Origin of the sequence: Kitasatospora sp. NPDC101157, from assembly GCF_044768255.1 — a bacterium.
Lineage (GTDB): Bacteria > Actinomycetota > Actinomycetes > Streptomycetales > Streptomycetaceae > Kitasatospora.
Map to the genome: position 1 here is coordinate 10,425 of NZ_JBIWPL010000005.1, position 18,632 is coordinate 29,056.

14 protein-coding genes are annotated in these 18,632 nt (G+C 73.9%); 9 read left to right on the top strand and 5 right to left on the bottom strand.

The genetic code is table 11. The features are described 5' to 3' along the window. Window positions 1–145: 145 nt before the first annotated feature. Window positions 146–2,449, bottom strand: coding sequence for a helix-hairpin-helix domain-containing protein (locus ACIRVF_RS12500; protein ID WP_402816272.1), 2,304 nt, complete (start codon window positions 2,447–2,449; stop codon window positions 146–148). Window positions 2,450–2,506: 57 nt separating this feature from the next. Next, complete coding sequence (locus tag ACIRVF_RS12505; RefSeq protein WP_402816273.1) at window positions 2,507–3,487, bottom strand: aldo/keto reductase; 981 nt, start codon at window positions 3,485–3,487, stop codon at window positions 2,507–2,509. 242 nt (window positions 3,488–3,729) lie between these two features. Here ACIRVF_RS12505 and ACIRVF_RS12510 point away from each other — a divergent pair, with 242 nt between their 5' ends. Then, window positions 3,730–4,779 carry an LLM class F420-dependent oxidoreductase gene (locus ACIRVF_RS12510; protein ID WP_402816274.1) on the top strand — a complete coding sequence of 350 codons (1,050 nt, stop codon included), beginning with the start codon at window positions 3,730–3,732 and terminating at the stop codon, window positions 4,777–4,779. 24 nt (window positions 4,780–4,803) lie between these two features. Here ACIRVF_RS12510 and ACIRVF_RS12515 read toward each other — a convergent pair whose 3' ends face one another. Beyond that, window positions 4,804–5,793: a magnesium and cobalt transport protein CorA gene (locus ACIRVF_RS12515; RefSeq protein WP_402816275.1), complete on the bottom strand. Its 990-nt coding sequence runs from the start codon at window positions 5,791–5,793 to the stop codon at window positions 4,804–4,806. Between the two features lie 139 nt (window positions 5,794–5,932). On the opposite strand from ACIRVF_RS12515, the gene ACIRVF_RS12520 reads away from it, so the two are divergent. From ACIRVF_RS12520 to mshC, 6 genes are all read left to right on the top strand, one after another. Next, on the top strand, window positions 5,933–6,625 hold the full coding sequence (locus tag ACIRVF_RS12520) for a histidine phosphatase family protein (protein ID WP_402816276.1): 693 nt from the start codon (window positions 5,933–5,935) through the stop codon (window positions 6,623–6,625). A 222-nt stretch (window positions 6,626–6,847) separates the two neighbouring features. Next, window positions 6,848–7,414, top strand: a complete 567-nt coding sequence (locus ACIRVF_RS12525; protein WP_402816277.1) for a DUF3090 domain-containing protein — start codon at window positions 6,848–6,850, stop codon at window positions 7,412–7,414. A 56-nt stretch (window positions 7,415–7,470) separates the two neighbouring features. Next, entirely contained in the window at window positions 7,471–8,256 is a 786-nt protein-coding gene (locus ACIRVF_RS12530) for an SCO1664 family protein (RefSeq protein ID WP_402816818.1), read from the top strand. 282 nt (window positions 8,257–8,538) lie between these two features. Beyond that, window positions 8,539–9,468, top strand: coding sequence for an AraC family transcriptional regulator (locus ACIRVF_RS12535; RefSeq protein WP_402816278.1), 930 nt, complete (start codon window positions 8,539–8,541; stop codon window positions 9,466–9,468). Window positions 9,469–9,595: 127 nt separating this feature from the next. After that, window positions 9,596–10,438, top strand: coding sequence for a carbohydrate-binding protein (locus tag ACIRVF_RS12540; RefSeq protein WP_402816279.1), 843 nt, complete (start codon window positions 9,596–9,598; stop codon window positions 10,436–10,438). Window positions 10,439–10,645: 207 nt separating this feature from the next. Then, entirely contained in the window at window positions 10,646–11,875 is a 1,230-nt protein-coding gene (gene mshC, locus ACIRVF_RS12545) for a cysteine--1-D-myo-inosityl 2-amino-2-deoxy-alpha-D-glucopyranoside ligase (protein ID WP_402816280.1), read from the top strand. A 77-nt stretch (window positions 11,876–11,952) separates the two neighbouring features. Here mshC and ACIRVF_RS12550 read toward each other — a convergent pair whose 3' ends face one another. Continuing rightward, entirely contained in the window at window positions 11,953–12,906 is a 954-nt protein-coding gene (locus tag ACIRVF_RS12550; protein WP_402816281.1) for a PAC2 family protein, read from the bottom strand. Window positions 12,907–13,262: 356 nt separating this feature from the next. Here ACIRVF_RS12550 and ACIRVF_RS12555 point away from each other — a divergent pair, with 356 nt between their 5' ends. Then, the gene (locus ACIRVF_RS12555) at window positions 13,263–13,784 is read left to right on the top strand and encodes an SRPBCC domain-containing protein (protein ID WP_402816282.1); all 522 of its coding nucleotides are present in this window, start codon (window positions 13,263–13,265) and stop codon (window positions 13,782–13,784) included. 30 nt (window positions 13,785–13,814) lie between these two features. On the opposite strand, the gene ACIRVF_RS12560 is transcribed toward ACIRVF_RS12555, so the two are convergent. Next, the gene (locus tag ACIRVF_RS12560; protein WP_402816283.1) at window positions 13,815–14,909 is read right to left on the bottom strand and encodes a hypothetical protein; all 1,095 of its coding nucleotides are present in this window, start codon (window positions 14,907–14,909) and stop codon (window positions 13,815–13,817) included. A 143-nt stretch (window positions 14,910–15,052) separates the two neighbouring features. Here ACIRVF_RS12560 and metH point away from each other — a divergent pair, with 143 nt between their 5' ends. Next, entirely contained in the window at window positions 15,053–18,562 is a 3,510-nt protein-coding gene (gene metH, locus ACIRVF_RS12565) for a methionine synthase (RefSeq protein WP_402816284.1), read from the top strand. Window positions 18,563–18,632: the final 70 nt, after the last annotated feature.

Consider the following 18,632-nt stretch of genomic DNA (forward strand, 5'->3'; position numbering starts at 1 on the left):
GCGGTGGTCCGGGGGCTGTCTGCGGTGTGGGTGTTCACGCACCCGCGGACCCCCGACTTCTGAGGCCCCCCCCCGGGGGGGGGGGGGCCCCGGGCCCCCGGGCCCCCCCCTCCGCTCGTGATGCGCGTGATGCGCGGGACGCGCCTCAGTCCGCGGCGACCGCGTTCTCCGCGAGGACCGCCCGCAGCCGGGTGGTGCGCGGCTGCGCCGGGCGCTCGGCGACGGCCTGGACGAGCGCCGGGCCCGCCGCGTGGACCACGGACAGGTGCCGCTCGCCGCGCCCGAACGCGGTGTAGACCCACTGCCGGGAGAGCGCCGGCCCGGCGTCCTCCGGCACCACGACCACTGCGGCGGGCCAACGACGGCCCAGTGCCTGGTGGACGGTCAGTGCCCAGCCGTGCCGCAGCCGGCCGGCCTCGGCGGGCGGGACGGTCCGGCGGGATCCGTCGGGGTACTCCAGGTGCAGCCCGGCGGCGTCGCCGTCCAGGACCCGGGCCGGGCGGACGACCCCGGGCGCGGGGGACTCCACCACCCGGTCGCCCGGGTCGAAGCCGCCGAACCGGCCGGGGCCGGGGTTCAGCCGGGCCTTGGCGGCGGCGTTCAGCGCACGCGTACCGGCCGGGCCGCCGTGGCCGGGGGTGAGCAGCACCACCTGCTCGGCGGGGATGCCGAGGGCGCGCGGAATGGAGTCGGTGAGCAGCTGGACGGCGCGGTGGACGGCCTCGCCGCCGTCCTTGGCGGTCAGGATGACCACCTCCTTGTCCGGCGCCTCGACGGGCTGCAGCTCGCCGATGCCGACCCCCGAGACCAGTTCGCCGATCGGGCCGAAGTCCGGGGTACGGGAGGCGACCGCCGGGCAGACCTTGGCGGCCAGCAGGTCGGCGAAGAACCGGCCGGGGCCGGCCGACCAGAGCTGGCCCGGGTCCCCGCTGAGTACCAGCCGGGTTCCGTCGGCGAGCGACTCCAGCACGGTGGCGGCCAGTTCGACGTCCAGCAGCGGCGCGTCCAGCACGATCAGAAGGTCCAGGGCGAGCGTGCCGTCGGCCGCGCGGCCGGGGCCGGCCGTACCGGACAGCAGCTCGGCGAGGGTCACCACCGGGGCCCCGGCCCCGCAGAGGGCGGCGAAGGACTCCTTGCCCTGGTCGGTCCAGGTGGCGGCCCAGGCGCGCAGCCCGAGGCCCGTGGCGGCGGTCAGCAGCGCGGCCGGCTCGGCGCGGGCCGCCTCGCCGCCGGTGTGCAGCACCAGGGCGCTCTCGGCGACGGCCCGGATCAGGGCGGTCGCGGAGGAGGACGGCGCCGTCCCGGCGGCGGCCTCCCAGGCGGCGGGGCCGGGGGAGACGGGCGCGGCCTCGGTGGACCCCTCCGCCTCCGGGTCGTCGGTGCCCTCGGCGTCTCCGGTCTCCTCGTGCCCGGCGTCCTCGCCCGGCACGAAGGAGGCCATCAGCTGGAGCAGCTTCTCGGCGAGGCTGTCCTCCGCCATCGCCAGCGTCTCCAGCGCGAGCAGCGTGCGCGTCGGCGGCTCCTCCTCCTCGTCGCCGCCCGCCGCGTGCGCCTCGGCTCCGCTCAGCTCCTCCTGGAAGGGCAGCACCCGCCCGTCCGCGACGGCCTCCTCGATCGCGGCGGCCGGTTCGGGCATCCGGAGCCGTTCCAGCCCGGCGGCCACCTCGGACAGCTCCTGGGCGGAGTGCCCGCGCAGCGCCGCCTGCTCCAGCAGCCAGACCACCAGGGCCTGGGCCCGGCGGGGGTCGTCCGGCCCGACCGAGGCCCCGAGCAGGCCGCGGGCGAACCGGTCCGCGTGCTCGGGGCGCACGCCGGGCAGCCCGAGGACCGCCCACGGGTCGTCGCGCAGCCGTCCGGCGGCGTCCTCGCCGAACTCCGCGACGGCGGCGGCCGCCAGCTCGGTGGGGGCGCCACCGGCCGTCAGCACTTCGGCGGTGGCGCGGAGCGCGTCGCCGTGCCGCCGGTCGGGCACCACCGGGGCCGGAGGGGTCGGAGCCGCAGGGGTGGCCGGAGCCGCCGGAGCGGCAGGGGTGGCCGGAGCCGCCGGAGCGGCAGGGGTGGCCGGAGCCGCCGGAGCGGCAGGGGTGGCCGGAGCCGCCGGAGCGGCAGGGGTGGCCGCAGCCGCCGGAGCGGCAGGGGCAGCCGCAGCCGCCGGAGCAGGAGCCGGAGGAGCCTGTTCGGCCTGCTCGGCCTGCTCGGCCCGCTCGGCCTGTTCGGCCTGTTCGGCCTGTTCGACCTCTTCGGTCTGCTCCGCCGTCTCGGCCTCCGGAGCCTCCGCCATCGAGGCCTGCGCCCGTGCGGCACCCGCCCGCGCGGCACTCGCCGCGGCGTCCTCCGGCTGCATGCCGCGGATCCGCTGCGCCAGCTCCGCGAACTTCGCCGCCTTCTCCTCCGCGGTCAGCTGGGCCCCGGTGGTCACCTCCGGAGCGCCGTTCCCCGTGTCACTCATCGTCGTCCGCTCCAAAGGTCACTCCACTGCACGTTCTGCTCGACGACCGGCCCGGGGCTACAGCTCCGTCCACCCCTGGTCCGGGTAGCGGTGCACCGGCGACGAGATGTCGTCCAGCGCGCCGCGGATCTCACCCGGAAGCGTAAGCGCCTCCACCGACAGCGCCGCCTGCAGCTGCGCCACCGTGCGCGCCCCGACCAGTGCGCTGGCCACCCCGGGCCGGTCCCGGACCCAGGCCAGCGCGACCGCGAGCGGGCTGCTGGCCAGTCCGTCCGCGGCGGTGGCGACGGCGTCCACGATCCGCCGGGAGCGCTCCCCGAGGTAGGGCTGGACGAACCCGGACAGGTAGGCCGAGGCGCCCCGCGAGTCCTGCGGGACGCCGTGCCGGTACTTGCCGGTGAGCACCCCGCGCCCGAGCGGTGAGCCCGCCAGGATCCCGACCCCGGCGTCCAGCGCGGCGGGCAGCGCCTCGCGCTCGATGCCGCGCTGGAGCAGCGAGTACTCCAACTGCGCCCCGGCCAGCGGCATCCGGTCGTGGTGGGCGTGCTGCCAGGTGGCGGCCTTGGCGAGCTGCCAGCCGCTGAAGTCGCAGACCGCGGCGTAGCGGGCGCGGCCGGAGGAGACGGCGATGTCGAGGGCGCTCAGGGTCTCCTCGACCGGGGTCATCGGGTCGAACGCGTGCACCTGCCACAGGTCGACGTAGTCGGTGCCGAGCCGGCGCAGCGAGGCGTCCAGGGCGGCCAGCAGGTGGCCGCGCGAGCCGTCGAAGCGGCGGGCGGACTCGGGGACGCTGCCCGCCTTGGTGGCGATGACGAGTTCGGAGCGGGGGATCAGGCTGTCGGTGAGGCGGGAGATCAGGTACTCGGCGCCGCCGTCGGCGTACACGTCGGCGGTGTCGACCAGGTTGCCGCCGGCGTCGACGAACTCCTTGAGCTGCTCGGCGGCTTCGTGCTCGTCGGTGTCGCGGCCCCAGGTCATGGTGCCGAGACCGAGGCGGGAGACCTGCAGGCCGGTACGGCCGAGGTGACGCTTTTCCATCGGACGGGCCCTCCACTGGCCGGGTGGCACCGGTGGCGCCGGTAGCCCAGTAAACGCGCAGGTGGGGAGAGCACTCCCCACGTCGGCTGAGCGTAGCGGCCGGTGCCCGGACAGGGGCGCAGACCCGCAGAACGATCAACGGCGGCGCTGTGACCCAGACCACTGCTACCCGTCAGTAGCCTGACCCGTGCGGACACCATTACGCTCGACCACCAAGGCCACCCGACTGGAAGGTTCGGCACATGCGACTCGGCATCAACCTCGGCTACTGGGGACTCGGCATGGACGCCGACAACATCGCGGTGGCCCAGGAGGCGGACCGGCTCGGCTACTCGGTCTGCTGGGCCGCCGAGGCGTACGGCTCGGACGCCGCGACCGTGCTGAGCTTCGTCGCGGCCAGGACCGAGCGGATCGACGTCGGCTCGGCCATCTTCCAGATCCCGGCCCGCACCCCGGCGATGACCGCGATGACCGCCGCGACCCTGGACACCCTCTCCGGCGGCCGCTTCCGGCTCGGCCTCGGCGTCTCCGGCCCGCAGGTCTCCGAGGGCTGGTACGGGGTGAAGTTCGACAAGCCGCTCGCCCGCACCCGCGAGTACGTGGAGATCATCCGCAAGGCGATGTCACGTGAGCGCCTGGTGCACGAGGGCGCGCACTGGACCCTGCCGCTGCCCGGCGGCCCGGGCAAGCCGATCAAGCTGACCGTCCACCCGGTGCGGGAGCACATCCCGCTGTACATCGCCGCGATCGGCCCGAAGAACCTGGAGCAGACCGGCGAGATCGCCGACGGCTGGCTCGGCATCTTCTTCGCCCCCGAGCACGCCGCGCTCTCCCTCGACCCGCTCAGGGCCGGGCGCGCCAAGGCCGGCAAGTCCCTGGACGGCTTCGACCTCTGCCCGACCGTCACCATCGCCGTCGGCGAGGACATCAAGGCGGGCGTCGACTCCCAGCGCTCCTACGCCGCGCTCTACATCGGCGGCATGGGCAGCAAGGAGAAGAACTTCTACAACCAGCTCGCCCGGCGGATGGGCTACGAGCAGGCCGCCGACGAGATCCAGGAGAAGTACCTGGCCAAGGACTACGCGGGCGCCGCCGCCGCCGTTCCGCACGACCTGATCGACGCCACCTCGCTGATCGGCGACACCGCCCGGATCGCCGACCGGATGCAGGCCTACGCCGACGCGGGCGTCACCACGCTCACCCTGGCCCCGGCCGGCTTCACCCTGGACGAGCGGATCCAGGCGCTGCGCACCGGCGTCGAGGCGCTGGAGCGGGCCGGACTCGCGTCGTGACGACGGTACGGGGAGCCGGCGGCACTACAGCCAGTCGTGCCGCTTGAACACTCGGTGCAGCACCACGCAGACCACCGCCATCAGCACCAGCACCGCCGGGTAGCCCCACGGTTCGTGCAGCTCCGGCATGACGTCGAAGTTCATCCCGTACACGCCCGCGATCATGGTCGGTACGGCGGCCAGCGCCGCCCAGGCGGAGATCTTCCGCATGTCGTTGTTCTGCTGCACGCTCACCTGCGCCAGGTTGGCGCCGAGGATGTCGGACAGCAGCCGGTCCATGCCGTCCACCTGGTCGTTCACCCGGGCCAGGTGGTCGGCGACGTCCCGCAGGTAGGGGGCGGTCTCCGGGTGGACGAACGGGGCGCCGCGCTCCAGCCGCAGCATCGGCTCCAGCAGCGGGGAGGCGGCGCGCCGGACGGTCATCACCTGGCGCTTGCAGCCGTAGATCCGCCCGGCGGCGTCGCGGTCGACCCGGCCGGGGGCGAAGACGTCCGCCTCCAGCTCGTCCAGGTCGCCCTGCAGCGCGGCGGCCACCTCCACGTAGCCGTCCACCACGGTGTCGCAGACCGAGTGCAGCACCGAGCTGGGCCCGTACCGCAGCAGTTCGGGCTCCTGCTCCAGCCGGGCCCGCAGGCCGCTGAGCGGGCTGTCCGCGCCGTGCCGGACGGTCATCACGAAGTCGGGGCCGAGGAAGACCATCACCTCGCCGCTGGTGACGGCGTGGGTGTCGGCGTGGTGGCCGAGGGTTTTGAGGGTGACGAACAGCGAGCCCTGGTAGGCCTCGACCTTGGGGCGCTGGTGGGCGCTGACGGCGTCCTCGACGGCCAGCGGGTGCAGTGCGAACTCCTTGCCGACCCGGTCGAGTTCCTCGGTGGTGGGCTCGAAGAGGCCTATCCAGACGAAGGCCCCGGACCCGGCCTCGCGGGCGGCGGTGAGCGCGTCGGTCGGATCCTCGGAGGCCCCGATCCGGCGGCCGTCCTGGTACGCGGCGCAGTGGACGATCATGCGGGCCATTGTTCCCCGGGAACGCCGGACGATGCGGGAGTCTGCGCGACGGCCCGAGCCGCGGCGACGGACCGGGCAACGCCCGCGGCGGCGGTCCGACCGGGAACCGGGCCCCACCGCCGCGCCCGGAGGCCGTAGGCTAAGCCCCATGCCCACCCTGCTGCTCGTCCGCCACGGCCGCTCGACCGCGAACACCGCCGGGACCCTGGCCGGTTGGACCCCCGGCGTGGACCTGGACGACACCGGGCGCGCCCAGGCCGCCGCGCTGGCCGGCCGGCTGGCTGCGATCCCGCTGGTGCAGGCCGTCAGCAGTCCGCTGGAGCGCTGCCGGCAGACCCTGGAGCCGCTGCTCGCCGTCCGCCCGGAGCTGGGCCCGCCGGCCGAGGACGAACGGCTGGGGGAGTGCCACTACGGTGAGTGGACCGGCCGTCCGCTGGCCGAACTGGCCAAGGAGCCGCTCTGGCGCACGGTGCAGGACCACGCCGCCGCCGCGGCCTTCCCCGGTGGTGAGTCGCTGCGCGAGCTGAGCCACCGCACGGTCTCGGCGGTCCGCGAGTGGAACGCGAAGATCGCCGCCTCGCACGGCGAGGACGCGGTCTGGGTCGCCTGCTCGCACGGGGACGTGATCAAGGCGGTGGTGGCCGACGCGCTCGGCCTGCACCTGGACCACTTCCAGCGGATCAGCGTCGAGCCCTGCTCGGTCACCGCGATCCGCTACACCCCGCAGCGCCCCTTCGTCCTCAGGATGGGCGACACCGGCGACCTCTCCTCGCTGGCGCCCAAGTCCTCCGCCGACCCGGCCACCCCGGCCGGCGACGCGGTGGTCGGCGGAACGGCCTGAGCTGCGCGGCACGGCCCGGGACCGCGGGTGCCACCCCGCCCGGCGGCCTCCGGCTCGGCTCCCCGGCCGGGCCCCGGAGGTCGTAGGGTGACTGATGAGTGCCCGTAGTCCCGAGTGCCCCGTAGTTCGACCCCCCGACCGTTGAACGACCCCGCCCCGTTGGACAATCCCGCGGTCCCGCACGGCGGATCCGCGCCGACCGACACGATCCGGAGCTAGAGCGTGCCCCGTCAGGTCTTCTTCTACGACCAGCCCGAACGGTTCGTGGCCGGCACCGTCGGCCAGCCCGGCGCCCGGGCGTTCTACCTGCAGGCCAGCGCCCGGGGCCGGATCACCAGCGTGCTGCTGGAGAAGAACCAGGTCGCCGCCCTCGCCGAGCGGATCGAGGAGGTCCTCGACGAGGCGCTGCGGCGCAGCGGCGGCGACGCCTCGATCCCGGCCACCGCGCCCAGGGACCTGCTCGACACCGCCCCGCTGGACCTCCCGCTGGAGCAGGAGTTCCGGGTCGGCACGATGGCGCTGGCCTGGGACAGCGTGGACGCCTGCCTGGTGGTCGAGGCGCAGGCGCTGGTGGAGGACGACGAGGAGGACGCCGAGGAGGCGGTCTTCCAGGACGACGAGAACGGGCCGGACATGCTGCGGGTGCGGCTGACCGGCGCGATGGCCCGGGTGTTCGCCAAGCGCGCGCTGGACCTGGTCGCGGCCGGCCGCAAGCCCTGCCCGTTCTGCAACCTGCCGCTGGACCCGGAGGGCCACCTGTGCCCGCGCGCGAACGGCTACCGGCGCTGAACACCGAGACCCCGCCGCAGGCCGACCCGGCGGCGGCCGCCGCCCTCGCCGCCGACGTGCCGACCGCCCTCGCGCTGCTGCGCCAGGGCGAGCTGACGGTGCACGGCCGCCTCACCGAGGCCTCCAACGCCGCGCTGTACTGCACCGTCGAGCACGGCTCGCTGAGCGCGCAGGCCGTCTACAAGCCGGTGGCCGGCGAGCGCCCGCTCTGGGACTTCCCTGACGGCACCCTGGCCGGTCGCGAGGTCGCCGCGTACGAGCTGTCCGCGGAGACCGGCTGGGAGCTGATCCCGCCCACCGTGCTGCGCGAGGGCCCGCACGGGCCCGGCATGGTGCAGCTGTGGGTCGAGCCGGACCCGCAGGCCGAGCCGCTGCTGGCGCTGCAGGACCCGGACGGCCCCGAGTCGGGCTGGCTGCCGATCGTCCGGGCCGAGATCGAGGACGGCCGCACCGCGCTGCTGGTGCACCACGACGACCGGCGGCTGCGCCGGCTCGCGGTGCTGGACGCGGTGCTCAACAACGCCGACCGCAAGGGCGGCCATCTGATCCCCGCCGCCGACGGCCGGGTGTACGGCATCGACCACGGCGTCACCTTCAACACCGAGGGCAAGCTGCGCACCCTGCTCTGGGGCTGGGCGGGGGACCCGCTGCCCGCCGAGGCGCTGGAGGTGCTGTCCCGGCTGGCCCGGGAGCTGGACGGGGAACTGGCCGAGCGCCTCGCCCCGCACCTGACCGGCGCCGAACTGGACGCCACCCGCGCCCGGGTGGCCGCGCTGCGCGGCTCGGGCCGGCACCCGCTGCCCTCCGCGGACTGGCCGGCGATCCCCTGGCCGCCCGTTTAGGGCCCGTCCTCGAACTCCCGCCTGCGGGCCGACGCCGGGGCACGCACCTCGCCGCGTTGTCGTCGGTCGCCAATGCTCCGCAGTGGCTCCCTTCTCCGCCTTGCGATGCACGCACCCCAACGCCGCCCCGCCCGCCCCGGGCGGACGACGGGAGTTCGAGGACAGGCCCCAGGGCCTGTCCTCAGGGCCCGTCCGACGGGGTGCGGCCGTCCGGGCCCGGGCCGGCGAGGTTACCGGCCGGTGGTCTGGACCTGTTGCCGGAACAGGTCGCACACTGCTCCGATGGACGTGCGACGGACCACCCCCACCCCCCGAACCGCGCCGGACCTGCCGTTGCACCGCCTGCAGGTCCCGCTGCCCCAGCTGCTGCCCTTCGCCATCGGCAGTTTCGACGCGATCGGCGCGCTCTCCCGCGCCAACTTCCCCCACCGCCACTCGTTCTACGAGATCGTCCTGGTCACCGGAGGCCGTGGCGCCCATGTCCTGGACCTGGTCCACCAGCCGCTGGCGCCACCGCAGTTGTGCGTGATCACGCCCGGCCAGGTGCACTACTGGGCGGACACCGAGGAGCTGGCCGGCCGGGTCGTCCTGTTCAACGAGGACTTCCTGCTGAGCCACCCCCAGGACCTGGCCGCGCTGCGCGCCCTGGCCACCCGCCCGGGGATCGGGCTCGGCGAACACGCCGGCGCGGTCGCCCGGTTGCTCGCCGACATGGAGCAGGAGTACCGGACGAGGGCGCCCGGCTACCAGGGCGTGCTGCGGGCCAGTCTGCACATCCTGATCGTCCGGGCGCTGCGCGCCTGCGCCCCGGGCGACCGGCCCGCGGTGCCCACCCGTCCGGCAGAACTGGCCGCCGCCTTCACCCGGTTGATCGCCAAGCCGGGCGGGGTGCGGCACTCGGTGGCCTCCACCGCCCAGGAACTCGGCGTCTCCCCGGGGCATTTGCAGACCCTGGTCAAGCAGGCCACCGGCCGCACCCCGGGCGGACTGATCCGCCGGCAGCAGACCCTGGAGGCCAAACGGCTCCTCGCCTGCACCGATCTGACGATCCGCCAGGTGGCGAAGGAGGCGGGTTTCGCCGACCCGGCGTACTTCTGCCGCTTCTTCCGGCGGGAGACCGGGATGACCCCGGGGGAGTTCCGGTCCCGGGTCGACGGAAATCACCACGATCCCCGGATCATGTCCATCGCCGTCGCGCCGGACGGTCCGTAGATTTACTGCTGGCCACCGGCGGTCGATCCAGCGCGCGGACGGCGGCCGGTCCGGCCCTTGTCATGCCCCCACCATGGCAAGGGCCGACCCCCACCTCCACGAGGAACCCACCGGAAGGAGACGGCGCATGCCCCCGTCCGACGGCATGATCAGCCGCAAGACCGTCCTGAAGGCCGCCGCCGCGCTCGGGGCCGCACCGCTGCTGGTCGGCGGCGGGGTCGCACTGGCCCGGGAGCAGGTCGGCACCGGTCGAACCCCAGGACTGACCCCCGAGTGCCACGACGGCGACGACCCGACCGTCGAGCAGATCGAGGGCCCCTACTTCAAGCCCAACTCCCCGCTGCGCAGCTCGATGGTGAATGACGGCCCGGGCACCCGGCTGACCGTCAGCGGCTACGTCTTCGGCCGGGCCTGCCGGCCCGTCTCCGGTGTCCTGCTGGACTTCTGGCAGGCCGACGACGGCGGCAACTACGACAACGTCGGCTACACCTTCCGGGGCCACCAGTTCACCGACGCCAACGGTGCGTACAAGCTGGACACCGTCGTCCCCGGCCTCTACCCGGGCCGCACCCGGCACCTGCACGTCAAGCTCCAGGCCCCCGGCCGCCCGATCCTGACCACCCAGCTCTACTTCCCGGGCGAGCCGCGCAACAGCACCGACACCATCTACGACGCCCGGCTGCTGATGAACGTCCAGCAGAACGGGTCCGGCGAGACGGCCACCTACGACTTCGTGCTGGACGTGCCGCAGAGCCCGGGCACCCCGAGCCCGACGGCCACCGCCACCCCGACCGGTGGGCCGACCGGCGGGCCCACCACGCCACCGAGCGGCAGCTGGGCCCCGGGCCGGTCGTACAACGCGGGCGACCGCGTCACCTACTCCGGCGCCTCCTACGTCTGCCTCCAGGCGCACACCGCCATGGTGGGCTGGGAGCCGCCGAACGTGCCGGCCCTCTGGCAGCGGTCGTAGCGGCTCCGGCCGCTTCCCCGGGGGAGCCGGGCGCCCGGTCGGCGGCAGGGTCGACCGGGCGCTCACCCCTGCCCGCCCGGCCCGCTCGACCCGGGCCCGAACGCTCACTATCAGTCGGAAAGCAGTCAGGCAACGACAGGATCAGAAATCAGTCGATCTTGTTGACTGGTTAGGCTTTCAAATGTTCTCAAGGTTAAAGTCGATCCCATGCATGCCTGGCCCGCCTCCGAGGTTCCCGCCCTGCCTGGTCAGGGGCTCCCCCTCCACATCTTCGACACCGCAGCGGGCAAGGTCCGCGAGGTCGTGCCGCAGGACGGCACCGCCCGGATCTACGTCTGCGGCATCACCCCCTACGACGCGACCCACATGGGCCACGCCGCCACGTACAACGCCTTCGACCTGGTCCAGCGGGTCTGGAAGGACGCCGGCCACGACGTCCTGTACATCCAGAACGTGACCGACGTGGACGACCCGCTGCTGCAGCGCGCGATCGAGACCGGCCAGGACTGGGTGGCCCTGGCGGAACGCGAGACGGCCCTGTTCCGCGAGGACATGACCGCCCTGCGGCTGCTCCCGCCGGCCCACTACGTCGGCGCCGTCGAGTCCATCCCGTGGATCGTCCCGATCGTTCAGAAGCTGCTGGCCTCCGGCGCCGCCTACAAGGTGGACGAGGACATCTACTTCTCGGTCGACGCCGACCCGAACTTCGGCCAGGTCTCCGGCCTCACCCGTGAGGCCATGCGCCCGGTCTTCGCCGAGCGCGGCGGCGACCCGGACCGCGCCGGCAAGCGCAACCCGCTGGACGCCCTGCTCTGGCTGGCCGCCCGCCCCGGCGAGCCCGCCTGGGACACCGAGCTCGGCCGCGGCCGCCCCGGCTGGCACATCGAGTGCGTGGCCATCGCGCTGCAGTACCTGGGCATGACCTTCGACGTCCAGGGCGGCGGCAGCGACCTGTCCTTCCCGCACCACGAGATGGGCGCCTCGCACGCCCAGGTCGCCACCGGCTCCCACCCGTACGCCAAGGCGTACGTCCACGCGGGCATGGTCGGCCTGGACGGCCGGAAGATGTCCAAGTCCCGCGGCAACCTGGTGTTCGTCTCGGCCCTGCGCCGCGACGGCGTCGACCCGGCGGCGATCCGCCTGGCACTGCTCTCGCACCACTACCGCGAGGACTGGGAGTGGACCAAGTCCGTCCTGGACGAGGCCGTCGAGCGCCTCGCCCGCTGGCGGGCCGCGGTCTCCCGGCCGGACGGCCCCGCGGCCGAGCAACTGCTCGCCGAGGTCCGGGCGGCGCTGGCGAACGACCTGGACGCGCCCGCCGCGCTGGCCGCCGTCGACCGCTGGGCCGCCCAGCAGGAGAACGAGGGCGGCACCGACACCGGGGCGCCCGGCCTGGTGACCCGGACGGTGGACGCCCTGCTCGGCGTCGCGCTGTAGTCCGGCCCGACCGCAACCACGCCGAAGGGGCGTCAGGACCTCGGTCCTGACGCCCCTTCGGCGTCGGCGGGGGAGGACTACTCGTCCTCGGCGCCCTCCTGGCTCTCCCGGGTCGTGCCCGGCGACTCCGGCTCGGCGGGCCGCTCGGCCGTCGCGTGCCCGGACACCGGCTTCTCGCCGGTCGGGCCGACGTTCTCCCGGCGGCGCAGATAGCGCTCGAACTCGCGCGCGATCGCGTCCCCGGAGGCCTCCGGCAGCTCGGCGGTGTCCTGCGCCTCCTCCAGCTGCTGGACGTACTCGGCCACCTCGCTGTCCTCGGCAGCCAGCTGGTCCACGCCGAGCTGCCAGGCCCGGGCGTCCTCGCCGAGCTCGCCCGGCGGGATGCGCAGGTCCAGCAGGTCCTCCAGCTTGTTCAGCAGCGCCAGCGTGGCCTTGGGGTTGGGCGGCTGCGCGACGTAGTGGGGCACCGCGGCCCACAGCGTCACGGCCGGCACCCCGGCGTGGGTGCAGGCCTCCTGCAGCACCCCGACGATCCCGGTCGGGCCCTCGTAGCGGCTCTCCTCCAGATCCAGCCGGCGGGCCAGCTCCGGGTCGGAGGTGACCCCGCTCACCGGCACCGGGCGGCTGTGGGGGGTGTCCCCGAGCAGCGCGCCCAGGATCACCACCAGCTCGACGCCCAGCTCGTGCGCGAAGCCGAGCAGCTCGTTGCAGAACGAGCGCCAGCGCATGCTCGGCTCGATGCCGCGCACCAGCACCACGTCCCTGGTCACCGGCTCGGTCACCCGGACCACCGAGAGCCTGGTGGTCGGCCAGGTGATCCGGCGGACGCCGCCGTCCAGCCAGATCGTCGGCCGGTTGACCTGGAAGTCGTAGTAGTCCTCCGCGTCCAGGGCGGCGAACACCTTGCCGCCCCAGGTGTCGTCCAGATGTGCCAGAGCCGCGGAGGCGGCGTCACCCGCGTCGTTCCACCCCTCGAAGGCGCAGACCATCACCGGGTCGATCAACTCGGGAACATCTTCCAGCTCGATCACCCAGCGTCTCCCTCCGGTCGGCGGTCGGACCGGCACCGCCCCGGCTGGCCAGCCGGGGCACCGACGGGCCGGCTCCCGCCTGTCGAACCTCTCGTCTCCCATGGAACGGCTCGCCCCATGGTCCCTACCTGCCCAGCCTACGGGCTTTGATGCGCATGGCGGCCGGGCACCGGGACAGTCTGGGGGAGCGGACCGCCGCGATCCAGCGGATATCCGCACCGTGACGGCTGACGCCCCGTCAGCCCGCCCGGACGGCGGCACAGGGTGCCCGGCCGGCGACGGAGCGCACAGGAGTGCCGCCCCGGGCGCCGGCGGCGCGATGATGGTGGACGGGGCCGGGCGGAAGGGGCCCACCGATGAACCGATGGCTGTGGATCGGCGCGGGTACGGGCGCGGCGGCGCTGCTCGGGGCCGCGCTGCTGGCGGCGGACCGCGCCGGGCGCCGGCTGCCGGTGGAGCACGTGACCGAAGGCGGGCTGGAGCTCGCCCAGCCGCCCGGTGCGGTCTGGGACGTGCTCACCGACATCGACCTCTACCCGGCCTGGCGCCCGGGCCTGACCCACGTCGAACGGCTGCCCGCCGGAGCCGGCGGCCGCCCGCGCTGGCGCGAGTACGACCGGCACGGGCACACCACCTACGAGGTGGTCGCCAGCGAGGCCCCGCACCGCCTGGTCACCGGCATCGCCGACCCCGACCTGCCCTACGGCGGCACCTGGACGTACCGGCTCACCCCGGCCGGAGCCGGCTGCTCGCTGACCGTCACCGAGCGCGGCGAGGTCCGCAGGCCGCTGTACCGGGCCGTCTCCCACTACCTGACCGGCGAGGACGCCGGCGTCCACCGCTACCTGGGCGCCCTCGCCCACCGCATGGCGGCCTGAGCCCCGTCCGTCGCGGGCCGCTCAGGCCGCTCAGGCCGGGTCCACCCAGCCGCGCCGGTACGCCGCCCAGTTCTCCGGCGTCGCGGCGAAGTCCACGTACAGCGCGACGCCGAAGTTGGCCCGCCCCGGGTCCTGGCGGCCGAGGCCGAGCCGCAGGCCCCGGACGGCCGCCGGGACGGTCTCCGCGTCGCCCCAGTGGCCCCACTTGTCGTCCCAGAAGAACGGCAGGCCGATGAGCAGGTCGACCTGCGGCGGGGTGGCCCGCAGCGCCATCTCCGTCTGCTGGGCGACGTACCCGCCGAACAGCGGCTCGGTGGGCATCGAGGTGTCGTAGGCCATCACCGCGACCTGGTCGACCCGGCGGGCGGTTTCCCGGAAGTACGCCTGGTCCCACCACTTGCCGTGGTCGGTGAGCAGGATGCCCGCGGTGTGCAGTCCGGGGACGGGGTCGATCTGCGGAGCCGCCACCGACAGCACGGCGCGCCGCGCCGCCGTCACCGGGCGGACCTGGTCGAGCAGGGCGAGCCAGCCGGCCGAGCCGGGGCGGATCGGCTCCATGTCGAAGTGCACGCCGTCGAAGCCCTGGTCCAGCACCTGGCGGGCGGAGGCGGTGACCCGCTCCCGGGTGGGCGCGTCGTCCAGGTCCAGGGCGTCCTTCTCCGGCTTGACCTCGTCACCCAGCCAGCCCTGCACCCGGACCCCCGGCAGCGCCCGGTGGGCGGCCTCGGTGAACCAGCGGGCCCGCGGGTGGACGGACGCCGGAAGCGAGCCGTCGTGCTCCAGCGGGCCGGTGTGGACGTACAGGTCGCGCACCCCGGTGCCGGCCAGCTGCCGGGCCAGCGCCTCGACGTCCGCGTCGGTCTTGCGGCCGTCCACCCAGGCGTGGCCGAGCCACACCGCGTCCCGGCCCCGGGTGCGCGCCTCGGCGGCGGGTTCACCCGTGTAGTGCAGCCGGATCGCCACGAACACCGAGCCCAGCGCGGCGACCGGGACGGCCACCGCCAGCCCCAGTGCCAGCAGCGCCCGGCGCCACCAGGACCAGCCCCTCCAACGCTCGCGCAGCGCCCGGAACGGGGCCGAGACGGCCCGCCCCACGTGCCGCGCGGCGGCCCGTATCCGTGCCACGCGATCGCTCCCCCCTTGCGGTCGAGCGCTCAGGATACGGAATGGGCCCGCGTGCCGGGCCGTCGGCCGGATACCCTGACGACGTGCGGGCCCGACGAAGCGGGTTCGCAAAGCCGACAGCCGTCGCACCAGGGAGACGCCCCATGGCCACTGCAGCCGACCCGTCCACCACTCAGCAGAGCCGCGCGAACGCGCTGCGCGAAGCGCTCGCCACCCGGGTGGTGGTCGCCGACGGTGCGATGGGCACCATGCTCCAGGCGCAGGACCCGACCCTGGAGGACTTCCAGGACCTGGAGGGCTGCAACGAGGTCCTCAACATCACCCGCCCGGACATCGTCCGCTCCGTCCACGAGGCCTACTTCGCGGTGGGCGTGGACTGCGTGGAGACCAACACCTTCGGCGCCAACTTCGCCGCGCTGGGCGAGTACGACATCTCCGAGCGGATCTTCGAGCTCTCCGAGGCCGGGGCCCGGATCGCCCGCGAGGTGGCGGACGCCCACGCCGCCGACGGCCGCACCCGCTGGGTGCTCGGCTCGATCGGCCCCGGCACCAAGCTGCCGACCCTCGGCCACGCGCCGTACCGGACGCTGCGCGACGGCTTCCAGCAGAACGCGGCCGGTCTGATCGCGGGCGGCGCCGACGCGCTGCTGGTGGAGACCAGCCAGGACCTGCTGCAGACCAAGGCCGCGATCCTGGGCTCCAAGCGCGCCCTGGCCGAGGCCGGGCTGGACCTCCCGGTGCTGGTGCAGGTGACGGTGGAGACCACCGGCACCATGCTGCTCGGCTCCGAGATCGGCGCCGCGCTGACGGCGCTGGAGCCGCTCGGCGTCGACTACATCGGCCTGAACTGCGCCACCGGCCCGGCCGAGATGAGCGAGCACCTGCGCTACCTCGCCAAGAACGCGAGGATCGGCCTGTCCTGCATGCCCAACGCGGGCCTGCCGGTGCTCGGCAAGGACGGCGCCCACTACCCGCTCTCCCCGGCCGAACTGGCCGAGGCGCACGACGTGTTCACCCGCGAGTACGGCCTCTCCCTGGTCGGCGGCTGCTGCGGCACCACCCCCGAGCACCTGCGCCAGGTGGTGGAGAGGGTCCAGGGCCGCCCGATCGCCCGGCGCGAGCCCCAGCCGGAGCCCTCGGCCGCCTCGCTCTACCAGGCGGTGCCGTTCCGCCAGGACACCTCGTACCTGGCGATCGGCGAGCGCACCAACGCCAACGGCTCGAAGAAGTTCCGCGAGTCGATGCTGGCCGGCGACTGGCAGGCCTGCGTGGAGATCGCCCGCGACCAGATCCGGGACGGCTCGCACCTGCTGGACCTGTGCGTGGACTACGTCGGCCGCGACGGCGTCGCCGACATGAAGGAGATCGCCGGCCGGCTGGCCACCGCCTCCACCCTGCCGATCGTGCTGGACTCCACCGAGCCGCCGGTGCTGCAGGCCGGCCTGGAGGCGCTCGGCGGCCGCGCGGTGCTCAACTCGGTCAACTACGAGGACGGCAACGCCCCCGACTCCCGCTTCGGAAAGATCGCCTCGCTGGCCCGCGAGCACGGCGCCGGTCTGATCGCGCTGACCATCGACGAGCAGGGCCAGGCCCGTACGGCCGAGGCGAAGGTGGCGATCGCCGAGCGGCTGATCGCCGAGCTGACCACCGACTACGGCATCGACGAGGGCTCGATCCTGGTCGACTGCCTGACCTTCACCCTGGCCACCGGCCAGGAGGAGTCCCGCCGGGACGGCATCGAGACCATCGAGGCGATCCGCGAGCTCAAGCGCCGCCACCCCGGGGTGCAGACCACCCTCGGCCTGTCGAACATCTCCTTCGGCCTCAACCCGGCCGCCCGCGTGGTGCTCAACTCGGTCTTCCTGCACGAGTGCGTGGAGGCCGGCCTGGATTCGGCGATCGTGCACGCCTCCAAGATCCTGCCGATCTCCCGGATCCCCGAGGACCAGCGCGAGGCCGCCCTCGACCTGGTCTACGACCGCCGCCGGGACGGTTACGACCCGCTGCAGCGCCTGCTGGAGCTGTTCGAGAACGTCTCCACGGCGTCGGTCAAGGCCTCCAAGGCGCAGGAGCTGGCGGCGCTCCCGCTGGAGGAGCGGCTGCAGCGCCGGATCATCGACGGCGAGCGCAACGGCCTGGAGGCCGACCTGGACGAGGCGCTGGGCGAGCGCCCGGCGCTGGAGATCATCAACGACACCCTGCTGGCCGGGATGAAGGTGGTCGGCGAGCTGTTCGGCTCCGGCCAGATGCAGCTGCCGTTCGTGCTCCAGTCCGCCGAGGTGATGAAGACCGCGGTGGCCCACCTGGAGCCGCACATGGAGAAGTCCGAGAGCGAGGGCAAGGGCACCATCGTGCTGGCCACCGTCAAGGGCGACGTCCACGACATCGGCAAGAACCTGGTCGACATCATCCTGTCCAACAACGGCTACAACGTGGTCAACCTGGGCATCAAGCAGCCGGTCTCGGCGATCCTGGACGCCGCTCAGGAGCACAACGCGGACGTGATCGGCATGTCCGGCCTGCTGGTGAAGTCCACGGTGATCATGAAGGAGAACCTGGAGGAGCTGAACCAGCGCAAGCTGGCCGCCAGTTACCCGGTGATCCTCGGCGGCGCCGCCCTGACCCGCGCCTACGTCGAGCAGGACCTGCACGAGATCTACGAGGGCGAGGTCCGCTACGCCAGGGACGCCTTCGAGGGCCTGCGGCTGATGGACGCGCTGATCGCGGTCAAGCGCGGCGTGCCGGGCGCGGCCCTGCCGGAGCTCAAGCAGCGCCGGCACGCCCGGGTCGAGGTGGCGGAGCCGGAGCCCGAGGTCAACCTCGGCCAGATCCGCTCCGACGTCGCGCTGGACAACGCGCTGCCCACCCCGCCGTTCTGGGGCGACCGGATCGTCAAGGGCATCCCGTTCGCGGACTACGCCTCCTGGCTGGACGAGGACGCGCTGTTCAAGGGCCAGTGGGGCCTGAAGGCCGCGCGCAACGGCGAGGGCCCGTCCTACGAGGAGCTGGTGGAGACCGAGGGCCGGCCGCGGCTGCGGGCCTGGCTGGACCGGCTGCAGACCGAGGGCTGGCTGGAGGCGGCCGTGGTCTACGGCTACTACCCGGCCAACTCCAAGGGCGACGACCTGATCGTGTTCCACGAGGACGGCACCGAGCGGACCCGCTTCACCTTCCCCCGCCAGCGCCGCGGCCGCCGGCTCTGCCTGGCGGACTTCTTCCGCCCGGAGGAGTCCGGCGAGCGGGACGTGGTCGGCCTCCAGGTGGTCACCATGGGCAACCGGATCTCCGAGGCGGCCAACGAGCTGTTCGCGGGGAACTCCTACCGCGACTACCTGGAGCTGCACGGCCTCTCGGTGCAGCTGGCCGAGGCGCTCGCCGAGTTCTGGCACGCCCGGGTCCGCTACGAGCTGGGTTTCTCCGGCGAGGACCCCCAGGACGTCAAGGACATGTTCGCACTCAAGTACCGGGGCGCCCGCTTCTCGCTCGGCTACGGGGCCTGCCCCGAGCTGGAGGACCGCGCCAAGATCGCCGAGCTGCTGAGGCCCGAGCGGATCGGCGTGGTGCTCTCCGAGGAGTTCCAGCTGCACCCCGAGCAGTCCACCGACGCGATCGTGATCCACCACCCGGAGGCGAAGTACTTCAACGCCAGGTAACCCGGATGCCCTTCTGCGTTCGCTCTTTCCGGGCGGAGCGGGCGTATCCTTGATGATCCTGAACGGGCCG